17 protein-coding genes are annotated in these 18,799 nt (G+C 65.6%); 4 read left to right on the top strand and 13 right to left on the bottom strand.

Translation table 11 applies throughout. From position 1 onward, the window contains the following. Positions 1-277: 277 nt before the first annotated feature. From J0L98_RS06475 to J0L98_RS06420, 12 genes are all read right to left on the bottom strand, one after another. Complete coding sequence (locus J0L98_RS06475) at positions 278-1,780, bottom strand: aldehyde dehydrogenase family protein (RefSeq protein WP_296410771.1); 1,503 nt, start codon at positions 1,778-1,780, stop codon at positions 278-280. Positions 1,781-1,826: 46 nt separating this feature from the next. Continuing rightward, a complete protein-coding gene (locus J0L98_RS06470; protein WP_296410770.1) occupies positions 1,827-2,306 on the bottom strand; it encodes a TerB family tellurite resistance protein in 480 nt (159 codons plus the stop codon). Between the two features lie 15 nt (positions 2,307-2,321). Then, positions 2,322-3,287: a YCF48-related protein gene (locus J0L98_RS06465; protein WP_296410769.1), complete on the bottom strand. Its 966-nt coding sequence runs from the start codon at positions 3,285-3,287 to the stop codon at positions 2,322-2,324. A 13-nt stretch (positions 3,288-3,300) separates the two neighbouring features. Further along, on the bottom strand, positions 3,301-5,664 hold the full coding sequence (locus tag J0L98_RS06460) for an efflux RND transporter permease subunit (RefSeq protein ID WP_296410768.1): 2,364 nt from the start codon (positions 5,662-5,664) through the stop codon (positions 3,301-3,303). Between the two features lie 67 nt (positions 5,665-5,731). Then, positions 5,732-7,510: a DUF1302 domain-containing protein gene (locus J0L98_RS06455; RefSeq protein ID WP_296410767.1), complete on the bottom strand. Its 1,779-nt coding sequence runs from the start codon at positions 7,508-7,510 to the stop codon at positions 5,732-5,734. A gap of 43 nt (positions 7,511-7,553) precedes the next feature. Then, positions 7,554-8,930, bottom strand: a complete 1,377-nt coding sequence (locus J0L98_RS06450) for a DUF1329 domain-containing protein (protein ID WP_296410766.1) — start codon at positions 8,928-8,930, stop codon at positions 7,554-7,556. Between the two features lie 34 nt (positions 8,931-8,964). Beyond that, complete coding sequence (locus J0L98_RS06445) at positions 8,965-9,414, bottom strand: hypothetical protein (RefSeq protein ID WP_296410765.1); 450 nt, start codon at positions 9,412-9,414, stop codon at positions 8,965-8,967. Further along, complete coding sequence (locus tag J0L98_RS06440; RefSeq protein WP_296410764.1) at positions 9,411-9,872, bottom strand: cytochrome c; 462 nt, start codon at positions 9,870-9,872, stop codon at positions 9,411-9,413. Before J0L98_RS06440 ends, J0L98_RS06445 begins: the two co-directional genes overlap by 4 nt. A gap of 7 nt (positions 9,873-9,879) precedes the next feature. Next, entirely contained in the window at positions 9,880-10,413 is a 534-nt protein-coding gene (locus J0L98_RS06435) for a methylamine dehydrogenase light chain (protein WP_296410763.1), read from the bottom strand. Positions 10,414-10,440: 27 nt separating this feature from the next. Next, positions 10,441-11,037 carry a methylamine dehydrogenase accessory protein MauD gene (gene mauD / locus J0L98_RS06430; RefSeq protein WP_296410762.1) on the bottom strand — a complete coding sequence of 199 codons (597 nt, stop codon included), beginning with the start codon at positions 11,035-11,037 and terminating at the stop codon, positions 10,441-10,443. Between the two features lie 2 nt (positions 11,038-11,039). Continuing rightward, on the bottom strand, positions 11,040-11,585 hold the full coding sequence (locus tag J0L98_RS06425; RefSeq protein ID WP_296410761.1) for a MauE/DoxX family redox-associated membrane protein: 546 nt from the start codon (positions 11,583-11,585) through the stop codon (positions 11,040-11,042). After that, positions 11,585-12,739, bottom strand: coding sequence for an amine dehydrogenase large subunit (locus tag J0L98_RS06420; RefSeq protein WP_296410760.1), 1,155 nt, complete (start codon positions 12,737-12,739; stop codon positions 11,585-11,587). The genes J0L98_RS06425 and J0L98_RS06420 overlap by 1 nt, the downstream gene beginning before the upstream one ends. A 356-nt stretch (positions 12,740-13,095) precedes the next feature. On the opposite strand from J0L98_RS06420, the gene J0L98_RS06415 reads away from it, so the two are divergent. After that, on the top strand, positions 13,096-14,121 hold the full coding sequence (locus tag J0L98_RS06415) for a helix-turn-helix domain-containing protein (RefSeq protein ID WP_365954335.1): 1,026 nt from the start codon (positions 13,096-13,098) through the stop codon (positions 14,119-14,121). Positions 14,122-14,192: 71 nt separating this feature from the next. Here J0L98_RS06415 and J0L98_RS06410 read toward each other — a convergent pair whose 3' ends face one another. Continuing rightward, entirely contained in the window at positions 14,193-16,253 is a 2,061-nt protein-coding gene (locus J0L98_RS06410; RefSeq protein WP_296410759.1) for a sigma-54-dependent Fis family transcriptional regulator, read from the bottom strand. Between the two features lie 310 nt (positions 16,254-16,563). Here J0L98_RS06410 and pedF point away from each other — a divergent pair, with 310 nt between their 5' ends. From pedF to J0L98_RS06395, 3 genes are read left to right on the top strand one after another with little or no spacing between them, the layout of a single operon-like run. Continuing rightward, the gene (pedF, locus tag J0L98_RS06405; protein WP_296410773.1) at positions 16,564-16,989 is read left to right on the top strand and encodes a cytochrome c-550 PedF; all 426 of its coding nucleotides are present in this window, start codon (positions 16,564-16,566) and stop codon (positions 16,987-16,989) included. Then, positions 16,979-17,824: a transporter substrate-binding domain-containing protein gene (locus J0L98_RS06400; RefSeq protein ID WP_296410758.1), complete on the top strand. Its 846-nt coding sequence runs from the start codon at positions 16,979-16,981 to the stop codon at positions 17,822-17,824. Before pedF ends, J0L98_RS06400 begins: the two co-directional genes overlap by 11 nt. 4 nt (positions 17,825-17,828) lie before the next feature. Next, entirely contained in the window at positions 17,829-18,779 is a 951-nt protein-coding gene (locus J0L98_RS06395) for a beta-propeller fold lactonase family protein (protein ID WP_296410757.1), read from the top strand. The last annotated feature ends 20 nt before the right edge of the window (positions 18,780-18,799 follow it).

Here is an 18,799-nt window from a genome sequence, read left to right as displayed (position 1 = left end):
CATCGTCAGACTACCCCATACAAAACCCCCTGCGCCATGAGGCGACAGGGGGTTTATGTTTTAAAGCCAACAAACACGATCTACCCTCAGCAACCAAAGACAGGCCGGCGAAGCCGCATGGCGTGAAGGGGCCGATCATCTGGACTTCGTCTGGTCTGCTCCTTCAAGCACAGTAGCCGGCATGAGCGGACATTCACTCCGCCGATGCTGCAGACAGGCAGCAAAAAGCCTGGCCGGGATTGGATCCTGGCCAGGCTTTTTGTCGTCAGGAGGGCGATCAGAGCATCATGACCACCGACTTGGATTCGGTGTAGAGGTCGAGCACGGCCCGGCCCATTTCACGTCCAATGCCGGACTGCTTGTATCCCCCGAAGGGCATCGAGTTGTCGAGGATGTTGTGGCAGTTGACCCAGACCGTCCCGGCTTTGATCTTGGGGATCAGGCGGTGCACACGGGACAGATCGTTGGACCAGATGCTGGCTGCGAGGCCGTAAGGGGTGTCGTTGGCACGACGCGCCACTTCATCGAGGTCTTCGTAGGGCATGGCCACGACCACGGGCCCGAAGATCTCTTCGCGCACGACGCGCATGTCCTCGCGGGTATCGACGAGTACCGTCGGTTTGACGAAGTAGCCCGGGCCGTTGCCGGCGTTGCCGCCTGCGATGGCACGGGCGCCTTCGTCGTAGCCGCTCTTGATGTAACCGAGGACGCGCTGATGCTGAGCAGCGGAAACCAGTGGGCCGATCTGGGTGCTGGGGTCGATGCCCGCGCCAATCTTCATGCCATTGGCGATTCCGGAGAGTCCTTCGACCACTTCATCGAAGCGGCTGCGGTGGATGTAGAGGCGGGAGCCGGCGGTGCAAACCTGGCCCTGATTGAAGAAGATCGCCTGGGCAGCGCCAGCCGCGGCCTGTGCAGGATCGGCGTCATCCAGCACGATAACCGGACTTTTGCCGCCCAGTTCGAGGGAGAAGCGGGTCATGTTGTCGAGGGCGGCCTTGCCGACCAGCTTGCCGACTTCGGTGGAGCCGGTGAAGGCGACCTTCTCGATGCCCTTATGGGCGGCGAGCGCCGCGCCCGCGGTATGCCCATGGCCGGTGACGACGTTGAGCACGCCATCCGGATAGCCGGCCTCCTGCACCAGTTCGCCGAAGCGCAAGGCGGACAGCGGGGTCTCCTCGGCGGGTTTGAGGATCATGGTGCAGCCGGCGGCCAGGGCAGGGCCGACCTTCCACGCGGCCATCAGTAACGGGAAGTTCCAGGGGATGATGGCACCGACCACGCCGACGGCTTCCCGCCGGGTGAAGCCGAAGAATTCCCGGTCGCGCACCAGCGGTACGGAGAGGTCCATCGTCGAGCCTTCGATCTTGGTGGCCCAGCCGGCCATGTAGCGCAGGAAATCGATCGACAGGGCCACGTCCACGTGGCGGGCCATGGTGACGGGCTTGCCGTTGTCGATGGCTTCAAGTTCTGCCAGTTCCTGCGCATTGGCCTCCAGCAGGTCGGCCAGCCGGAGGAGCAGGCGTTCGCGGTCGATCGGCCGCATGCGTGACCATTCGCCTTCTTCAAAGGCATGGCGGGCGGCGGCGACCGCCCGGTCGATGTCGGCTGCGTCCCCGGCGGGAACCTGGCAGAAGGCTTCGCCGCTGGCGGGGTCGATGACGGGGAGAATGGCGCCGCTCAGCGCGTCGACCCTTTCGCCGCCGATCAGCATGCGCTGGGGACGCGCGAGAAAGGCCGAGGTGCCTTCACTCAGGGGGATACCGTGGAATGTCTTCATGCGTAGTGTCTCCTTCTATCGGTCTTGTGGTTGTAATGCTGGGTGCTCAGCACTCGCCAGGGGTGCCCCGTACCACGCCGGCGCGGGTGCTGGCGGTCGCCCTGGCGAGGGCGATGGCGTCTTCATTGAGTTCGAGGTGATTGGCGAGACGCTGGATCAGGTGACCTTCGAGCTTTTCGAGGCCATCCACGTAGGCCACCTCCCAGAGCATGGCGAGGATCTCCTGACGCTCTGCGGGGTCGAAGCCGACCCGCACGGCCTCGGCGAACTCCCAGTCGTCGAGGGCTTCGGCGTAGCGCACCTCGGCAATCGCGAGCAGTTGTTCGACCTGTTCGGGGGGGAGCTGGAAACGGGCCATCAGCAGCCGCTTGACGGCCTGCTGCTCGACCTCGGAGGCCGAGCGGTCCACATACATGGTTTCCAGCAGAAGGGCGGCCACCGCAATCAGGCGACGCTCGAAGGGCCCCTGTTCGCTTGCTTCAGCCTGCACTTCGCCCCGCAGCAGGCCAATCAGTCTTTCCAGCATGCTCTTTCCTTCTGCTCAGTGAGTGTGTGAGTCCTGGACCAGGCCGTTCTGGCCCAGCAGGATGAGGTTGCCGCCGTCCGCCGCAACAGCCGCCAGATTCTGACGGTCCTCGCGGATGGTGGTGACGAGCTGGCCGTCCTTGTCGGTGACGGTGGCGCCTCCGGTTCCGACCAGCACGAGGTGGCCGTCCGGCTTCTCCACGCCGCCGGTCAGGGCCTGGGTGGTGGCGGTCTCGAGAACCTTCCAGTGATCGCCCAGATCTGCGCTCTCCAGCACCTTGCCGCTCATGCCGAGCAGCAGGACCTGGCCGTTCCTGCGCTGCAGGCCGCTCCACAGGGATCCGGTTGCGCCGGTGTTCAGGCGCTCCCAGTGCTGCCCGCCGTCTTTCGAGCGGAAGGCGCTGCCGCTCTCGCCGGCGGTGAAGAGGGTGCCGTTGGGGCCGGAGAACACGTGATTGAGGTGCAGGTCGGCATCCCGGCCTTCCCCCACCTGCATGGGTTCCCAGTTCTTGCCGCCATCGCCGGTCTGCAGGGCGGTGCCGTAGGCACCCACCACGAAGCCGTGCTCGGCGTCGGTGAAGTGCACCCCTAGCAGGACCGGCTTGTCGTCGACGGTATGCTGGATGGCCCAGGTGTCTCCTCCATCTCGGGTGACCAGGATGATTCCGCCGTGTCCGACCGCCCAGCCATTCTTTGCGTCGGCGAAGCTGACCGCGGTCAGCAGGCCGCTGACCGGCACCGCAGCCGCCTGCTGCCAGGTCTTGCCGGCATCACTGGGGCGGATGATGGTGCCGTAGTCGCCGACGGCCACCAGCGTCTCGCCTGCCTTGCTGACCGCCACCAGGCCTGCCCGGGTGGCGAGCCGGGCCTTCATTGCGGGGACTTCACCGGCAGCCGGTGGGGTGGCCGGGGAGGTGGCCAGCACGATGCCCGCAGCCAGACTGGCCAGCAGCGTGAGGCTAGCAGTAAGTTTCAGTTTCATGCGTGCGTCTCCATCAATGCATCATCAGGGGGGCCTTGACCGGGCCGCGCCGGGGGATCAGGACGTCGATCATCACCGCCAGGGCCGGCAGCAGGGTGATGGCCATGATCATGTTCACCATGAACATGAAGGTCAGCAGCATGCCCATGTCGGCCTGGAACTTGAGGGCCGAGAAGGACCAGGTGGCCACACCGATGGACAGGGTCACGGCGGTGAACACGGTGGCCACGCCCACTTCGCGCAGGGCCTGCTTGAAGGCGGTGACGATGTCCTCGCCGTGGGACAGGTGCATCTGCAGACGGTTGTAGATGTAGAAGGCGTAATCCACGCCGATGCCCACCGCCAGCACCATCACCGGCAGGGTGGCCACGGTGAGGCCGATGTCCAGGGACTTCATGAACCAGTAGCCCAGGAAGGTGGCCAGGGTGAGGGGCACGCAGCAGGCGATCATGGCTCGCCAGTCGCGGTACACCAGGAACACCAGCACCAGGATGGTGGCGTACACATAGAGCATCATCGGCAGCTCGGAATGCTCAACCACCTCGTTGGTGGCAGCCTGCACGCCTGCGTTGCCGCTGGCCAGGCGCACCGTGACGCCGGGGAAGGGGTTGGTGTCGCGATACACCTTCACCGCCTCCACCACCTGCTTGATGGTGCTGGCCTTGTGGTCGGCCAGGTAGAGGTTGACCGGCAGCAGGGTGCACTCGGCGTTGTAGAGGCGCAGGCCTTCGGGCACCTGGCGCACGGCTTCGCCGAGGGTCAGCTCTTCCTGGGGCAGCGACGCCCATTTGGGGTTGCCTTCATTCACCCCCGACGCCGCCAGCTTGGTGAGGGTCGGCAGGGACTGGGCGGAGAGCACGCCGGGCACATTGGTGAGATACCAGGTGAGGCGATCCACGTAGGCCATCACCTCATGCTTGTAGCAGCCGTCCTTGGGCGTCTCCACCACCACGGTGAGCATGTCCAGGCCCAGCCCGAAGCGGCTCACCACGGCCTCCACGTCCTGGTTGTAGCGGGAGTCGTTGTGCAGCTCGGGCGCGCCCGGCAGCACGTGCCCCACGTGGCGGCCCTGGCTCTGCCACACCGCAACGCCCAGCAGCACCAGCCCGACCAGGGTGCCCAGCAAGGCGTTGCGGGGGTTGGCGATGTGCACGCCCAGGCTGGCCATCATGCGGTTGCGCATGGCTTCCATCTTGCCGGCGCGGGCCACGAAGGCGGCGTCGAAATTGAAGAAGCTGGCCAGCACCGGCAGCATGATCAGGTTGGTGACGATCTTGTAGGCCACCCCCACCGAGGCGGTGATGGCCAGCTCGCGGATCATCGGGATCGGCACCAGCACCAGGGTGGCGAAACCCACGAAGGCGGTGATCAGGGCCAGGGTGCCGGGCACCAGCAGGCCGGTGAAGCTGCGCGTGGCGGCGGTGAAGCCGTCGGCGCCGTTGATGACCTCCTTGGCGATGTAGTTCACCTGCTGGATGCCGTGGGACACGCCGATGGCAAACACCAGGAAGGGCACCAGCACGGCCAGCGGATCGAGCCCGAAACCGAGCAGGGTGATGGTGCCGAACTGCCACACCACCGACACCAGGGAGCTGGCCAGAGGCAGGAAGGTGAGCACCCAGGAGCGGGTGTACCAGTACACCGCCGCGGCGGTCAGCAGGAAGGCCAGGGCGAAGAACTCGACGACGCTGGTGGCCCCCTCGGAAATGTCACCCATCTGCTTGGCAAAGCCGATGATGCGCACCTGGGTGTCGGCGTCGGAGAACTTGTCGCGCACCTCCGCCTCCAGGCGCTGGCTGAACTCGAAGTAGTCCAGGCGCTTGCCGGTGGCGGGATCAGGGTCGGCCAGCTCGGCCACCACCATGGCGCCGGAGCCGTCGTTGGCCACCAGGCTGCCGACGAAGCCACCAATGATGGTGCGCTCGCGGATGCCGGCGATGTTGTCGGGGGTGAGGGATTTCACCGTCACGTCTCCGCCGATCACGTCCTCGGCCTTCATCCCCTCCTCGGTGATCTGCACCGCCCGGGTGTTGGGCGTCCACAGGGAGGTGACGGTGCGCCGGTCCACGCCGGGCATGAAGAACAGGGTCTGGGTGACGTCGTACAGTTTGGTGAGGGCCTTCTCGTTCCAGATGTCGCCCTTCTTCGCCTCCACCACCACGATGATGCGGTTGGCGCCGAAGAGGACGTCCCGGTACTGGTTGAAGGTCTGGATGTATTCGTGGTCCTGCGGCAGCTGCTTGTCGAAGCCGGCCGACATCCTGAGCTGTGCGGCAAACACCCCCATGAGGGCGGTAAAGGCCAGCAGCACGCCCAGGGTCAGCAGCCGGTGCCCGAAGAAGAAGCGCTGCAGGCCGATGACCAGTTTTTCGATCATGTTGGGATTTCCTGTCTGTGCCGGGGGGCCGGGCGGGTAATGCTGCCGGCGCCCCCGGGGCTGCGGGTCAGAACGAGTAGGAGACGCTGGCGGCCAGGAAGTCCCGGTCGCGCATCAGGTTGTTGTCGCCGCCACCGGAGAAGTTGGCGTACTGGAGGGCACCTTTCCAGCGGTCCCGGTAGTTGGCGAAGACCGACAGGGTCACCGCCTTGCGACCCTCCACGAAGGGCAGCGCGTTGGGCGCGGTGCCCTTCACGTCGTGGGCGAAGTCGATCTGCGGCGTGAGGGTGATGCCACTGCCGGCCACGTTGGGATAGTTGATGCCGATCTCCGCCACGTAACCCCAGGAAGTGCGGTTGGGGATGCCGTAGTTGGGCAGGAAGTACGGGATGTTGCCGCTGCGGTCCAGGTCCGGGTAATGGGCCACGGCGGCCTCGGCCAGGATGAAGCCGTCGGTGGCACCGAGGGCGGTGGCCAGCCCGCCGAGGGGGTCGTTGCGGGAGAAGGTGTAGAAGGCGGTGGTGTGGAACTGCCACTTCTTGTGCTCGACAAAGCCGGGGTGGCGGCCCACGTCATAGACGCTGTTCTTGTCGAACTTGCCGCCGAAGACCGAGCCGAAGGGCACGGTCGGGTCGACGCCCACGCTGTCCCGCGGGCGGAAGGACAGCTCCATGCCCACGGCCACGTCGCCCAGCTTGGTGTTGCCGGAGATGGCGAAGAGGTCGCGGTCCTGGCCGTAGGCCAGGAAGTAGCCGGTGACCGCCCCCGCGTCGCTGCCGGTGAAGCCCAGGAAGGGCAGCTTGTCGTGATAGCGCTGGTAGGTGAAGGCGAATTCGGTGTCGATGGATTCGGCGTTGTAACGGAAGTTGACCCCGTACTGACCGCCCTGCTTGGGCTTGGCCTGGCCCAGGTAGGGCACGGCCGTGCCGTTGAGGAGCATCTGCCGGTCGGTCAGGCCGGAGCGGTCGCCACAGGGCGTCGGCAGGGCGAAGTCGTTGCAGATGGAGGTCGGATAGTAGGCCACCCGGTTGCCCTGGCCGATCACGTCGGCGCCCGAGAAGAAGGTGCCCACCGGATCGAACTTGAAGCTGTTCCAGGCGAACTGGTAGTAGGCCTCCATGCCCAAGTGCTCGGTCAGGCTGCCCGACCAGGAGGCCATCGGCGCCGGAATGAAGACCTCCTTGATCTGGGTGCCGGGCACGTGGAACTTCTGCAGGTCGATGGCGTTGATCTGGTTCACCCCGCCGAGGATGAAGATGTCCTCACCCCAGGAGATCACCTGGTTGCCCAGCTTGAGCTTGCCGCGCTGCTCGCCGTAGCGGATCTCCTTGGCCACCCACGCATCCAGCAGGTTGGCCCGGGAGGTGGCCGATGATTCGGTGACATCGGTGCGGCGGGTCTGATCGGCCTTGAAATCATGCACCCAGTAGACCCGCGCCAGGGCACTCCAGCCCTCCGGTGCCTTCAGGGCCAGGTCGTGGGTGCCCTTGAGGGCCATGGAGACGATGTCGCCCTTCTTGTAGTTGAGGGTGCCGTCGTCGAAATTGGTGTAGTTGAAATCGGCGTTGGCGTAGCCATTGCTGCCCTGGCGCGCCTGTAACTGGGTGTTGGAACCCCGGTTGGTGCCGCCGCTGTCGTTGCCGATGATGCGGGAATCCGGCGACGACATGCGCCGGATGGCGCCGAAGGACACGATCGAGTCGAAGCTGCCCGAGAGGCCCTCCTCGCTGCCGAAACGGAAGGCCTGGGAGGGGTCGGACCAGGCCGACAGGGCCGCCGCCACGGCCAGGGTGGCCGGAGCCAGGCCGAAGCCGGCCCGGCGACGGGAAATCGCCTTTGTCTTCATGATGGAAAACTCCTGGGTAAGGATCGTTGGCTGGGGGGCGGGATCAGCGCTCGCCGCGGCGGCGCAGCTCGTCCTGGCTGAAGGTACCGGCGTTGACGCGGCCTTCCTTGCCGGCGGTGAGATCCAGCACTTCGCCCTCGGCGGTCCAGTTGTCGGTCACGTAGCGGCGGGCCACCAGGTCGTACATCTGGTACTCGTAGGACATGCACGCTCCCACATCCGGCGCAGCCCACAGGCTGCCTTCCTGCACGCGCCACAGGTTGCCCTTGGCGTCATACATATCCACGTGCAGCAGGGCCCAGGAGTCCTCGTCGATGTAGAACACGCGCTTGGCAAAGCTGTGGCGCTTGTCGCCCTTGACGGTGGCCTCCACCACCCACACCCGATGGTTCTCATAGCGCATGAAGTCACGCTTCACGTACTCGGGTCCGAGCATGTCCTTGAACTTGTTCTTCTTGTCGATCAGCTTGTAGCTGTTGTACGGAACCAGCATCTCCTTCTTGCCGACCAGCTTCAGGTCGTAGCGGTCGGGGGCGCCGGTGAACATGTTGATCTGGTCCACGAAGTACAGGTTGTCGAAGCCGGCGATGGGGTTGTCATAGGCGAAGGTGGGCGAGCGGCGCACCCGGCGCTGGCCCGGAAAGTAGATCCAGGCGTCCTGGGGCTTGTCCAGGTAGGCGTGGATCAGATAGCCCTCGCCGGCCCGGGACGGGGGGCTGAGCACGTCGAACAGCAGCTTGGAGTCGATGCCCTCCAGATCCTTCAGGGTGTTGGTCTTGGGATCATTGAAGGGGTAGAGCTCAAAGGCCCACTGGCGTAGCTCGACGATGCTGCCGTCCTTCTCGGGCATCAGGGCGGCGATCTGGGCGCGGCGGCCCAGGCCGGTGTAGCGGGTCTTGTAGTTCCACAGCACTTCGACGCCGCTCTTCGGGATCGGGAAGGGCACGCCGGCGGTGTGGGCCTGCTCCAGGCGCCATCCGTCATCGCCGATCTTGGCGAAGGTCGCGTTCTTCTTGCTGCGCTCGGCCACCAGGTCGGTGGCCGGGCAGCTGCGGCGGGTCGGATAGACGTCGAGCTTGTAACCCTTGTAGGCCTTGATCAGCGCGGCCTGGCCCGGGGGCAGCCGGTCGGCATACTTGTCCAGATTGCTGGCATCCACCGAATAGAGGGGCTTGTCGGCGGCGTAGGGGTCGAGGCGGCCGGGCTTCCAGCCTGCCGGCACCTTGCTGAGGCCACCGTCCCAGGCGGGGATGCTGCCGTCCTTGCTGGCCGCCTTTTCGGCGCCGACGGGGGTGAGGTCCTTGCCGAGGCGGGCAGCGTCCTGCTCGCTCACCGCGGCCTGGGCCGACATGGAGAAGGCCAGGGCCAGGGCACAGCCCAGGGCCCGGGGCCGGAAGGAGAGGTAGGCGTTTCTTTTCATGATGTGACTCCCTGTCGAAGAATTGAATCGGTGGCTAGCGGATGACGATGCCCTGCTCCGCCAGCCGGCTCACCACGGTCGCCCGGGCTGCCGCCACGTCGTCCAGCGGTGCGCCGCGCAGGGCGGTCACCTCGCTTTCGGTGTACGGCGCAAAGTCGGCCGGCAGGGTGGAGGCGGAGAAGCTGCGCAGCATCCAGTTGAGGAGGCGGGCAATGTCGGCATTGGAGAGCGCAGCGTTGGAGGTGCCGGGCACCTTCACCAGGAAGGCCCGCCCCTCGGGCACCTTGAGAAAGTGGCCGAGCTGCGAGCGCATGTCGGGCACGCCGCCCGACGGCACCCCGCTGCCATCGGCCTGGTGACAGCCGGTGCAGTGGAGGATGTACTGGCGGCGTGCCGCCAGGTTGGCATCGGCCAGGGCGCTGCCCGACAGCAGCAAGGCCGCGGCCAGCAGGGCCAGGCGGGAGAGTACCGGGGTGGGCTTCATGATCCGCTCCCCTTGCGCACGGCCCCGTCACGCAGCTTGCGCACGTCGTTGGGCCCCAGGCGTTCGGCCCGCGCCTCGGCCAGCTCCGCTGCCGTGTAGGGCTGATGCCCCTCGGGCAGGGCGCCGGCGTTGAAGCCGTCGAGCACATGGTTGAGGACGGCCGCCAGGGCATCGTCGGGCAGCTGGGCGGCAAAGGGCGGCATGGCCCCGGTGTAGCGCTGCCCCTGGACGGTGATGGGGCCGACCATGCCGTGGGTGACGACCCGCGGCAGGTAGCCCCGGCCCGCCACCTGCAGGCGTTCGCCGAGGGTGCCGGCCAGCGGGGGCGCCAGGCCGGGCAGGCCGACCCCGCCCGGCTGATGGCATACCGCGCAGTGGGCGGCAAACACCGCGGCACCGTCGGCAGCCACCACCGGGAGGGCGGCAGCGCTCAGGAAGAAGGCAAGCAGGCTGCGCATGACCGCCTCAGCCCTGCCCGTCCGCCACGCCGACGACGGCGGCCAGCGTGCAATGGAACATGGACGAGTCGTTGGACATGCACCAGTTGATGTCGTTATGCACGCCCATCCGGTAGGCCGGCCGTTCCCGCTCGTTGGTGTTGCACAGGCAGCGTCCGCAGGCGGTCTTGCCGCAGCAGTCGTTGTAGCTGATGAGGTAGTCCTTGCCGTCGTCCGGGTTGCGACAGGTGCCGATCCACGCCACCTTGGAGGCCTCGGTACCCGGCGGGCAGGTGTTGGCGCTGCCGCCACAGCAGGAGCACAGGTAGCCGTCCTGTGCACAGTAGCGCCAGTATTCGCAGTCGGTCTCGCCGGGCTTGGCGTTGGCGGCCTTGCGGGCGGCGCCGGCGGCGGCCTGGGCGCTGCGGTCGAAGGGCAGCACCGGAAGCACGAAGGCGGTGCCCACCATCAGCTTGCCGATGCGGATCAGGGCGCCGCGCCGGGAGCTCTGCTGCGCCACCTTGCGGGTCTTCCGCTCAAATAGATCATCCAGCCATTTCATGTCTTCTCTCCTTGGGTTCGGGGGCGCTCAGGCGTGTTGGTGGTCGATGAACTCCTGCACCGAGGCCACGCCCATCTCCTTGGCGGTGAACAGGCTTTCCAGTTGCTCGCGGGAGTTCACCAGCCCCTTGGCCACCACCCGGCCGTGCTCGTTGAGCAGCACGGCGTAGGGCAGCTTGGCGACGCGGTAGGCGATGCCCGGCTCGCTGGACAGGACGTAGGGGAATTCCTTCAGGTCGGCCTTCTCGTAGAAGGCCAGGTGCTCGGGCTGTTCGCCGTCGGAGGTGAGGATCACCCGCAGCCAGTCCTTCTCGGTGTTGTTCACCGAGCGCAGGATGGGCAGCAGCTTCTTGCACACCGGGCAGGTGGGCGACAGGAAGAACAGCAGGGTGCTCTTGTCGCCGGGGCGGCCGATGGTGACGCGGGTGTTGCCCACCAGGGCCGGCAGGTCGAAGACCGGCGAGGCCTCGCCAACCTTGGGGCCGGTGTCCATCATCAGGGCGCCCATGGGGGCAACGCGTTCATAGAGCACGCCGATCTGGCGGGCCAGGGCAAAGAGGCCCACGAGGGCGGCCAGGACCGCGACCCACAGCAGGACGTTCGAAATCATCAGGGCTTCGTTCATGATCAGTTCCTCAGTTGAATCAGTCGGGGGTGATTGGCCATCAGCTGGTTGGCGGCGGCGTAGATGCCCAGCAGGGCGAGGGTGCCGCCGGCCACGGAGAGGTAGTCGATCCACAGCAGGTCGCGCCCGCTGCCGTCCTGCCCGCCCAGCACGGCGACGATCAGGAGCAGGGTGTTGCGTACCGGCAGGGCCCAGGTGAGGGTGGTGTGGCCCTCTGCCCCGCCGCAGCCACAGTCGATCTCGGTGTGGCCGCGCAGCAGGTTGGCGATGACACCGGCGGTGGCCACGCCCAGCACGGCCAGGGCCATCAGCAGGCCGGCGCTGCGGGTGGTGTCGAACAGCAGGGCGACACCGGCCAGCGCCTCCAGTGCGGGAAAGGCCCGGGCAAACAGGGGGACGAGGGCCTCCGGCAGCAGGCGGTAGATGTCCACCGAGGCTTCGAACACCGCCAGGTCGCGCAGCTTCTGCCAGGCGCCGGTGAGCAGCACCACGGCCAGCGCCGCGCCACAGGCCCGCGCCAGCACGGGGTCAAGGGCGAGGGTGTCCATCAGTGCAGCTCCATCTGGGTGGGCGTCTCGCCAACGCCTTCCATGCGCTTGCTCAGCGTCAGCTTGCGGCTGGCGTCGAACACGGCGATGGCGGCCTTGACCCCGTCGTAGGCAAACAGCCGCGGGCGCTCGCCCTGGCTGACGGCCAGCGCGATGGCATCGTTGCCGGGGCTGCGGGCGATGCGCTTCTTGCTGGCCAGATCGACAGTCCAGATCTCCTTGGCCGGCGTCTTGTGGCTGCCCTCCTTGCCCTTGTCGTGCATGCCGACGTAGAGGCGCCCGCTGGCGTTGTGCTGGGCGAACACCTGGTAGCCGCCCGGGCGCCAGCCCTGCTTGCGGTCGGCGGCGCCGAGCACGGACCACGGTGCGTCATAGCTGGCCACTTCGCCACCCACGTGGGCGGTGTGGATCTCGCCGTGGAAGGACACGAAGCGGTAGGTGTCGCCGTCCTGCTCGCCGTGGATGAAGATCGGATCCTTGTCCGGGTCGAAGAAGCGGGCGCTGCGCTTCTGGGTGCGCACCTGCCCGGCCTCGTCCAGACTGACCGTCAGCAGGGTGCCGTCACCGCACACGGTGGAGAACCGCCCACCCACGCTGGCCGCCGGCAGGATGGCCCAGCAGCCGGGGGTGGCCACTTCATTCACTGCCTTGCGGGTCTTCAGGTCGATGATGCCGACCGAGGTGGCCGGGGTGGCGTACTGCACGAACAGCCAGCGCCCGTCGGCGGAGGGCCGGATGGTGCCCTTGTAGTGGAGGGACTGGGCATGGCGCGGCGGGATCTCGATCTCGCCGGTGAGTGCCAGAGTCTGGGCGTCATGCACATCCACCACGTCGGTACGCACACCGTGGCTGAGGCGCGAGTAGTAGGTGGTGGCAACGAAGATCTCCTTGCGGTCCGCCGACAGGGCGGCCTGGCCGGCCAGGCCGGTGGCGATCACGCCCTGGTAGCGCAGGTTGTCGCCATCGATGACATGGAGGCGTCCATCCACGATGTGTCCGATGGCCACGTCGTGCAGGTAAATCCGGTAGGGGTTGGGGGGCGGCAGCTTGCCGGTGGTGATCGATTCCGTGGGCAGCTCCGCCATGGCGCCGGCACTGGCTCCCAATGCCAGCGCCGTGGTCAGCAGGCTTCCCGCAAGGGCTTTTCGCAGCACGTTTTCCTCCTGGTTGCCGCGGTGCCCGGTACGTTTCTTCTCTCTGCCAGGGCACCTGTTCATCTGTCTCCCGGAACCATTCGGATACCGGGATCTGCCTCAGGCCGGAGGGGGTCTCCGGTCTGCGGTCGAGCAGATGTTGAGGGCGACAGGCCCCGCGGCGTTATCCGAGATTGGCAATGCCAAAATGGTGCAAGTACCTGTCCAAAAAAGGGATTTTTGTGTGCAGCGCACCATTTTCGGGCGTGCAACAAGAAGCGGTACAAGACCCTTGCGCAATTCGGGGCATTGGTATTACTTTGAAGATGGAGCGTCGACCTACAGGCGCGTCAACACCCCTAGAGAGAACGCACACCATGACCTTTTCAGCCCTGCAGGAAGGCTCGATGAACAGCGAGCATTTCTCATTCGCCGCCGCTGCAAGTGACGACGCCCACGACCATGCGCGCAGCCTGCAGCACTGGAAACAGGACTACGAACAGCTCTCGCCCGGACGATTCAGTGGGCATATTGAAGAGGTGTGGTTCGGCAATATCCAGATATTCCGTGAGCGTACCAATCAGATCGTCCACGAAGCCGGATTTCCCTGGGAAGGCTCGCGAACCTTCGGTATTCCCCTTGAAGCCGACGGCGAGGGGTGGTACTGCGGCGAGACCTTCGACCGCAATTCAATGCTGACGCTCAAGGGTGGCGAGGATCTGGATTTCCGCACGCCGCGCCTCCTCGACATCATCGCCGTGACGGCAGACACCGCAACCCTCAATGACTACGCAAAGCGTATCGAGGGGCGCGACATCGAAGCCGAAATCGGCAAGCAGCGGATCATCCACGGCCGCCCCGAGAAGGCCGATGAACTGCGCTCATTCCTGCTGACGGTGCTCAACACCGTCAAGACCACGCCGCACGTTCTTGAACATGCGGCCATGCGCAAGGCGCTGGAGCAGGCGGTGTATGGAAGCCTGATAGCCGCAATCGGCAACGGGAGCGAAATCAGCAGACCCCCGCAGACAAGTCATGCCCGCCGTCAGATCGTGGACAGGGCCAGGGAATACATGCGCAGCCATATCGACGAACCCATCACCGTCGCCGATCTGTGTGCGGAACTGGATGTTTCCCGACGCACCCTGCAATACAGCTTCCAGGACGTACTTGAGCTCAACCCGGTGAGTTTCCTGCGTGCAATGCGCCTCAACGGTGTGCGGCGAGCCCTGCGCAAGTCGGATGGCGCCAAGGAGTCGGTGGCCGACGTTGCCGCCCGCTGGGGCTTCTGGCACCTGTCCCACTTTGCTGCCGACTACAAGGCCATGTTTGGCGAACTGCCCTCGGAAACCCTGCGCAATGGCGGCCTGCGCCGCCTCGCCGCGCCAAGCAACGGTGGCTGACAAAGACGCAGCCTGAAATTGACACAGCCCTCACGGGGAGGGCTGTGAGAAGTAGAGGTGAGGCGCCGACCTCAGAAACGCCCCAGCTTGCGGTACAGGGTGTTGCGGCTGATGCCGAGGCGCCGGGCCGCCGAGGAGATGTTGCCGTTCTCGGCTTCAAGGGTGCGCTGGATCATCTCGCGCTCGATCTCTTCCAGACTTCCCATGCCCCCCGCCGCCGATGCGCCGACCGGTGCTGCAACGCAGGCGCGGGCGGATCCGTTCATCAGCGACGGCGCAGCGACCTGATGGGTGATCTCACTGATCTCCTCGAAGATGTCATCCGGAAGATGCCATGTCTCGATGATTTCCTCGTCATCGTCGAGCAGCGCAATGGCCACCTTGATCACGTTGTTGAGCTGCCGGATGTTACCCGGCCACCGATAACTGACGAAGGCATCCATGACCTTGCGCGAGACCCGGACCTTGCGGTCGGGCCCGGCCTCTTCAAGCAACAGCTTCTCGATCAGGCTGTCGATGTCGCTGCGCTCACGCAGGGACGGCAGATTGATGCACAAGCCGTTGAGACGATAGTACAAGTCTTCGCGGAAGCCCCCGCGTGCCACCTCTTCCTTCAGGCGCCGGTGGGTGGCGCAGACCAGGGTGATGTCCACCGGAATGCTCTTGTTGGTCCCCAGGGGCGTGACGCAACGCTCCTGCAGCACCCGCAGCAGGCGCGCCTGCAGGGACAGGGGCATGTCGCCGATCTCGTCGAGGAACAGGGTGCCCCCATGGGCCTGCTGGATCTTGCCGACCGCGCCTTCCTTGCGCGCCCCGGTGAAGGCCCCGCCGGAATAGCCGAAGAGCTCGGACTCGATGAGGGTTTCGGGAATGGCCGCGCAGTTGAGGGCTACGAAGGGGCCGGCTGCCCGCGGGCCGCTGTTGTGAAAGGCCTTGGCAAACATTTCCTTGCCTGCGCCGGACTCACCCTGGATGAGAATCGGGATATCGCGGCCAAGAATGCGGGTGCCCTTGTCGATGGCGGCCTGCAGACGTTCGTCACCGGTGGACAGGGATTTCAGCGTGAGCCGCTGCTTGGCGCCGGTGGGGGGTACCGCACCCGCCGGTGCCGGCACGGGCGCAATAGCGTCCTGACGGGAACGGCCGGTCAGGCGTTCGCCCTTGGCGTCCAACAGTGCCTGGGCACCGGACACCATGGAACCGAAATTGCCCCGCAGGCGGGCATAAAAACGTTCGCCGTTACGACCTGAAATGGCAATCAACGAGGAAGGGTCGCGGCGCGCCCGGTCGATCAGGGTGCCCAGGGGCACATCAAAGAGCATGTTGTAGTGCCGCCGGGGCAGATCCTCGCGGCGCATGCCCAGCAGTTCAAGGGCGGCCTGATCGGCGCCCAGCAGGTCGCCCTCGGGGCTGATGGCCAGCAGGGCTTCACACAGGCTGCCCACGTGATCGGGGCGGGAATGGAAACTGAGCAAGCCCTGGTGGGCGAATTCGGATTCGAAGAGGCGTTTTTCGATGATTCGGGAAGACATCTTTACGAGGCCGAGGGAATGTCGCTGGAAGGCGCGGTAGTCACTGGAAATGTCCAGAACCCCCATCAGACGGCCCTGGGCGTCCTGGATGGGTGAAGCGCTGCAGGTGAGGAAGGCGTTGCCTTCGAAAAAGTGCTCGGAGCCGAACACGTTGACTGCACCCCGTTCGGCCAGCGCGGTACCGATGGCATTGGTGCCACGCTCGAATTCGTGCCAGCTGGCACCGGGATGCAGTGCCACCTGTTCGGCACGACTCAGGAAGTCCGCATCGCCGTAGCTTTGCAGCACCATGCCCCGGGCGTCAGCCAGAATGACCATGCTGTGAGAATTTCGGATCTGCTCGAAGAGGTGTTCAAGCACGGGCTGGGCGTGGGAAATCAGGGTGCGATTGCGCTCCCTGGCTTCAGTGACGCCGCGCACATTGGGCTCACCACATTCGACCCGGGACGGGTCCAGGCCCGCCTGGCGGCAACGCTCCCAGGAGCGCAGTACATTCTGGTCGAGCAGGGCTTCCGGGAGTTCGCCCCGACCGAAATACAGAGACCGCGCTTCCTGAAGGCTCACCGAACGGGCCTCCACACTGAATGGAACCTGCATCATCTCCTCCTCCGCTTATGCGGATTATCTTCGGCACATGGGCCGATTTTCTGAACCTGCTCCAAAATGTAGCAGGTGGGTCACATTTCAACAACGCGACTGCTCCACTACGATTCCCTTACAGCAAGTGTTGGGCCACCTTATCGGCTCATAAGAAAAACTCGAAACCGGCTGTGCCACCAAGCACCCCGGCACCCCCAGGAAGCGTCACCCGAAATTGGCACGCCCCTTGCTGATTCGACTGGCACACGGTGGCCTGCCAACCCGCGGTCCACTCGATGAATTCCAATCATGACCAAAGGTGATCCAGGTGATTTTCCGCAACGCTTCCGTTCTTCGCATCCTCTCCGCCGCCGCCCTGACCCTCGCCGCCAGCCTCGCCATGGCTCACGGTGACGTCGTTCCCCAGGCCGTCGACACCTCGTCCCTGAAGCAGCTTGGCAAGGACTGGCTGCCCAAGAACCCCTACCTTGGCAACAAGGAGGCGATCCGCATCGGCGACTCGGCCTTCAACCAGAACTGCGCCCGCTGCCACGGCCTGGGCGCCGTGTCCGGCGGCATTGCCCCCGACCTGCGCTACCTGCCTGCCGGTGAAGAGGGTGACGAAATCTTCATGCAGCGCATCCGCAAGGGTGCCACCCGCGACGGCCGCGTCTACATGCCCCCGTTCGAGGGCATCCTGAGCCAGGAAGCCATGTGGACCATCCGCGCCTGGCTGGAGACCGTGCGTGCCGACTGATCGTCGCAGCTTCCTCTTTGCCGCCGGGGCCGCCGCACTGGCGGCCAGCCTGCCGGCAAGGGCCGACAGCCTGGCCGACATCCGCAAGCGCGGCAGCTTGCGGGTGGCCGTTTACAATAGCTTCCCCCCCTATTCAAATCAGGGCAAGGGAATCGACGTGGATCTCGCGGAAGCCCTTGGCAAGCAGCTCGGGCTGGCCGTGCAGGTGGTCGGCTACAACGCCGACGAAGACATGGACGACGACCTGCGCAACATGGTCTGGAAGGGGCACTACCTGGGCGCCCAACCATCCGACGTGATGATGCACGTGCCCGTGGATTCTTACCTGCAGGGCAAGAACGACAAGGTCCAGATTTTCGGGCCCTATCACCTGGAATCCATTGCGGTGGCCCGGGTGCAACGCATCAACCCGATCCGCGGCTCGGCAGCCGCCGCCCTTGAAATTTTCACCCGGGAGAAGATCGGCGTGGAAGGCCGGACCCTGGCAGATGGCTTCCTGCTCGGCGCGCTGAATGGCCGGCTGCGCGAGAACGTGGTGCACTTTGCCAGCGTGGCCGCAGCCATCGACAAGCTCAAGGCGGGTGAACTGGCTGCTGTGATGGGCACCCGTTCGGAGATCGAAGCGGCCCTGGGCAAGGATGCGCGCTTCGTGGTCGAGGCCGTGCAGATGCCCGAACTCAAGTTCAATCACTGGCCACTGGGCATGGCGGTAAAGGCCGACGAAGCAGCCCTTGCCGACGCACTCTCCGCCGCGCTCAAGGAACTGCAGAAGGATGGGACGGTCGCAGCCCTGTTCGCCCGTCACGGCATCACCTACCAGCCCCCAACCCTCTGAGACCATGAACCCCTTCCCCCACGCCCGCCTGCTGGGCGCCCTGCTGGCCGGACTGATCCTGCCGGCCAGCGGGCTGGCCGCCCCGTTTGCCTACGTGCCCAACGAGAAATCCGGGTCCGTGTCCGTCATCGACACGGCCACCGACACGGTGGTACGCACCCTGCCCGGCGGCAAGCGCCCACGCGGCATTGCCACCGACGGCACCCATCTCTATATCAGTGAAGCGCCCAGCAGCAGTCTGGTGGTGGTGAATATCGAGACGGCACGGCAGATCAAGAGCATCAAGCTGGGAGAGTCACCCGAAGGCGTGAGCGTCTCCGCCGACAATCGCCTGATCGCGGCCGCGGTGGAGGAATCCAACAGCGTAGTACTGCTGGATGCGCGCAAACGTCGGCAGATCGCCGAGATCAAGGTCGAGGGGGACAACCCCGAGCACGCCGTATTCAGCCCCGACGGCCGCTGGCTGTTGGTCAGCGCCGAGAACGCTGAGCAGGTGGATGTGCTTGATGTCAGGGCGCGTCGCCAGGTGGGCAGCATTCCCGTGGGAAAACGCCCCCGTGGCATCGGCTTCACACCGGATGGCAAGCGTGCGTATGTGGCCTGCGAGCTGGCCAGCATGGTTTACGCCATCGACATGGACAGTCGCCAGGTGATCGCCGAAATCAAGGCCGGCACCTACACCAACGGTGTGGCCATGGCGCCGGACGGCAGCCGGGCCTATGTATCCAATGGGAAAGACGCCACCGTCAGCGTGATCCGCACCAGCGACCATCAGGTCGAGGCCACCATTCCCGTTGGCAAGCGCCCGTGGAACATGGCGGTGACCCCCGACGGTCGCAAGCTCTACGTGGCCAACGGCCGCTCCAACAGCGTGACGGTGATCGACACCCAGCGACTCGAGGCCATTTCGGAAATCCAGGTCGGCGAATTGCCCTGGGGCGTCACCATCCGCTAGCGTCGCCGAGCGGGAGCAGT

Source organism: Zoogloea sp., assembly GCF_017302315.1.
In the GTDB taxonomy this organism is placed as follows: Bacteria; Pseudomonadota; Gammaproteobacteria; order Burkholderiales; family Rhodocyclaceae; genus Zoogloea.
Note: the sequence above shows the minus strand (reverse complement) of the source record. Positions and strands in the feature narration are given on the sequence as shown.

Excerpts from the sequence above, each read along its gene's own strand:
- J0L98_RS06475 (WP_296410771.1), bottom strand. The coding sequence starts at position 1,780 with ATGAAGACATTCCACGGTATCCCCCTGAGTGAAGGCACCTCGGCCTTT.
- J0L98_RS06470 (WP_296410770.1), bottom strand. The coding sequence starts at position 2,306 with ATGCTGGAAAGACTGATTGGCCTGCTGCGGGGCGAAGTGCAGGCTGAA.
- J0L98_RS06465 (WP_296410769.1), bottom strand. The coding sequence starts at position 3,287 with ATGAAACTGAAACTTACTGCTAGCCTCACGCTGCTGGCCAGTCTGGCT.
- J0L98_RS06460 (WP_296410768.1), bottom strand. The coding sequence starts at position 5,664 with ATGATCGAAAAACTGGTCATCGGCCTGCAGCGCTTCTTCTTCGGGCAC.
- J0L98_RS06455 (WP_296410767.1), bottom strand. The coding sequence starts at position 7,510 with ATGAAGACAAAGGCGATTTCCCGTCGCCGGGCCGGCTTCGGCCTGGCT.
- J0L98_RS06450 (WP_296410766.1), bottom strand. The coding sequence starts at position 8,930 with ATGAAAAGAAACGCCTACCTCTCCTTCCGGCCCCGGGCCCTGGGCTGT.
- J0L98_RS06445 (WP_296410765.1), bottom strand. The coding sequence starts at position 9,414 with ATGAAGCCCACCCCGGTACTCTCCCGCCTGGCCCTGCTGGCCGCGGCC.
- J0L98_RS06440 (WP_296410764.1), bottom strand. The coding sequence starts at position 9,872 with ATGCGCAGCCTGCTTGCCTTCTTCCTGAGCGCTGCCGCCCTCCCGGTG.
- J0L98_RS06435 (WP_296410763.1), bottom strand. The coding sequence starts at position 10,413 with ATGAAATGGCTGGATGATCTATTTGAGCGGAAGACCCGCAAGGTGGCG.
- mauD (WP_296410762.1), bottom strand. The coding sequence starts at position 11,037 with ATGAACGAAGCCCTGATGATTTCGAACGTCCTGCTGTGGGTCGCGGTC.
- J0L98_RS06425 (WP_296410761.1), bottom strand. The coding sequence starts at position 11,585 with ATGGACACCCTCGCCCTTGACCCCGTGCTGGCGCGGGCCTGTGGCGCG.
- J0L98_RS06415 (WP_365954335.1), top strand. The coding sequence starts at position 13,096 with ATGACCTTTTCAGCCCTGCAGGAAGGCTCGATGAACAGCGAGCATTTC.
- J0L98_RS06410 (WP_296410759.1), bottom strand. The coding sequence starts at position 16,253 with ATGATGCAGGTTCCATTCAGTGTGGAGGCCCGTTCGGTGAGCCTTCAG.
- J0L98_RS06395 (WP_296410757.1), top strand. The coding sequence starts at position 17,829 with ATGAACCCCTTCCCCCACGCCCGCCTGCTGGGCGCCCTGCTGGCCGGA.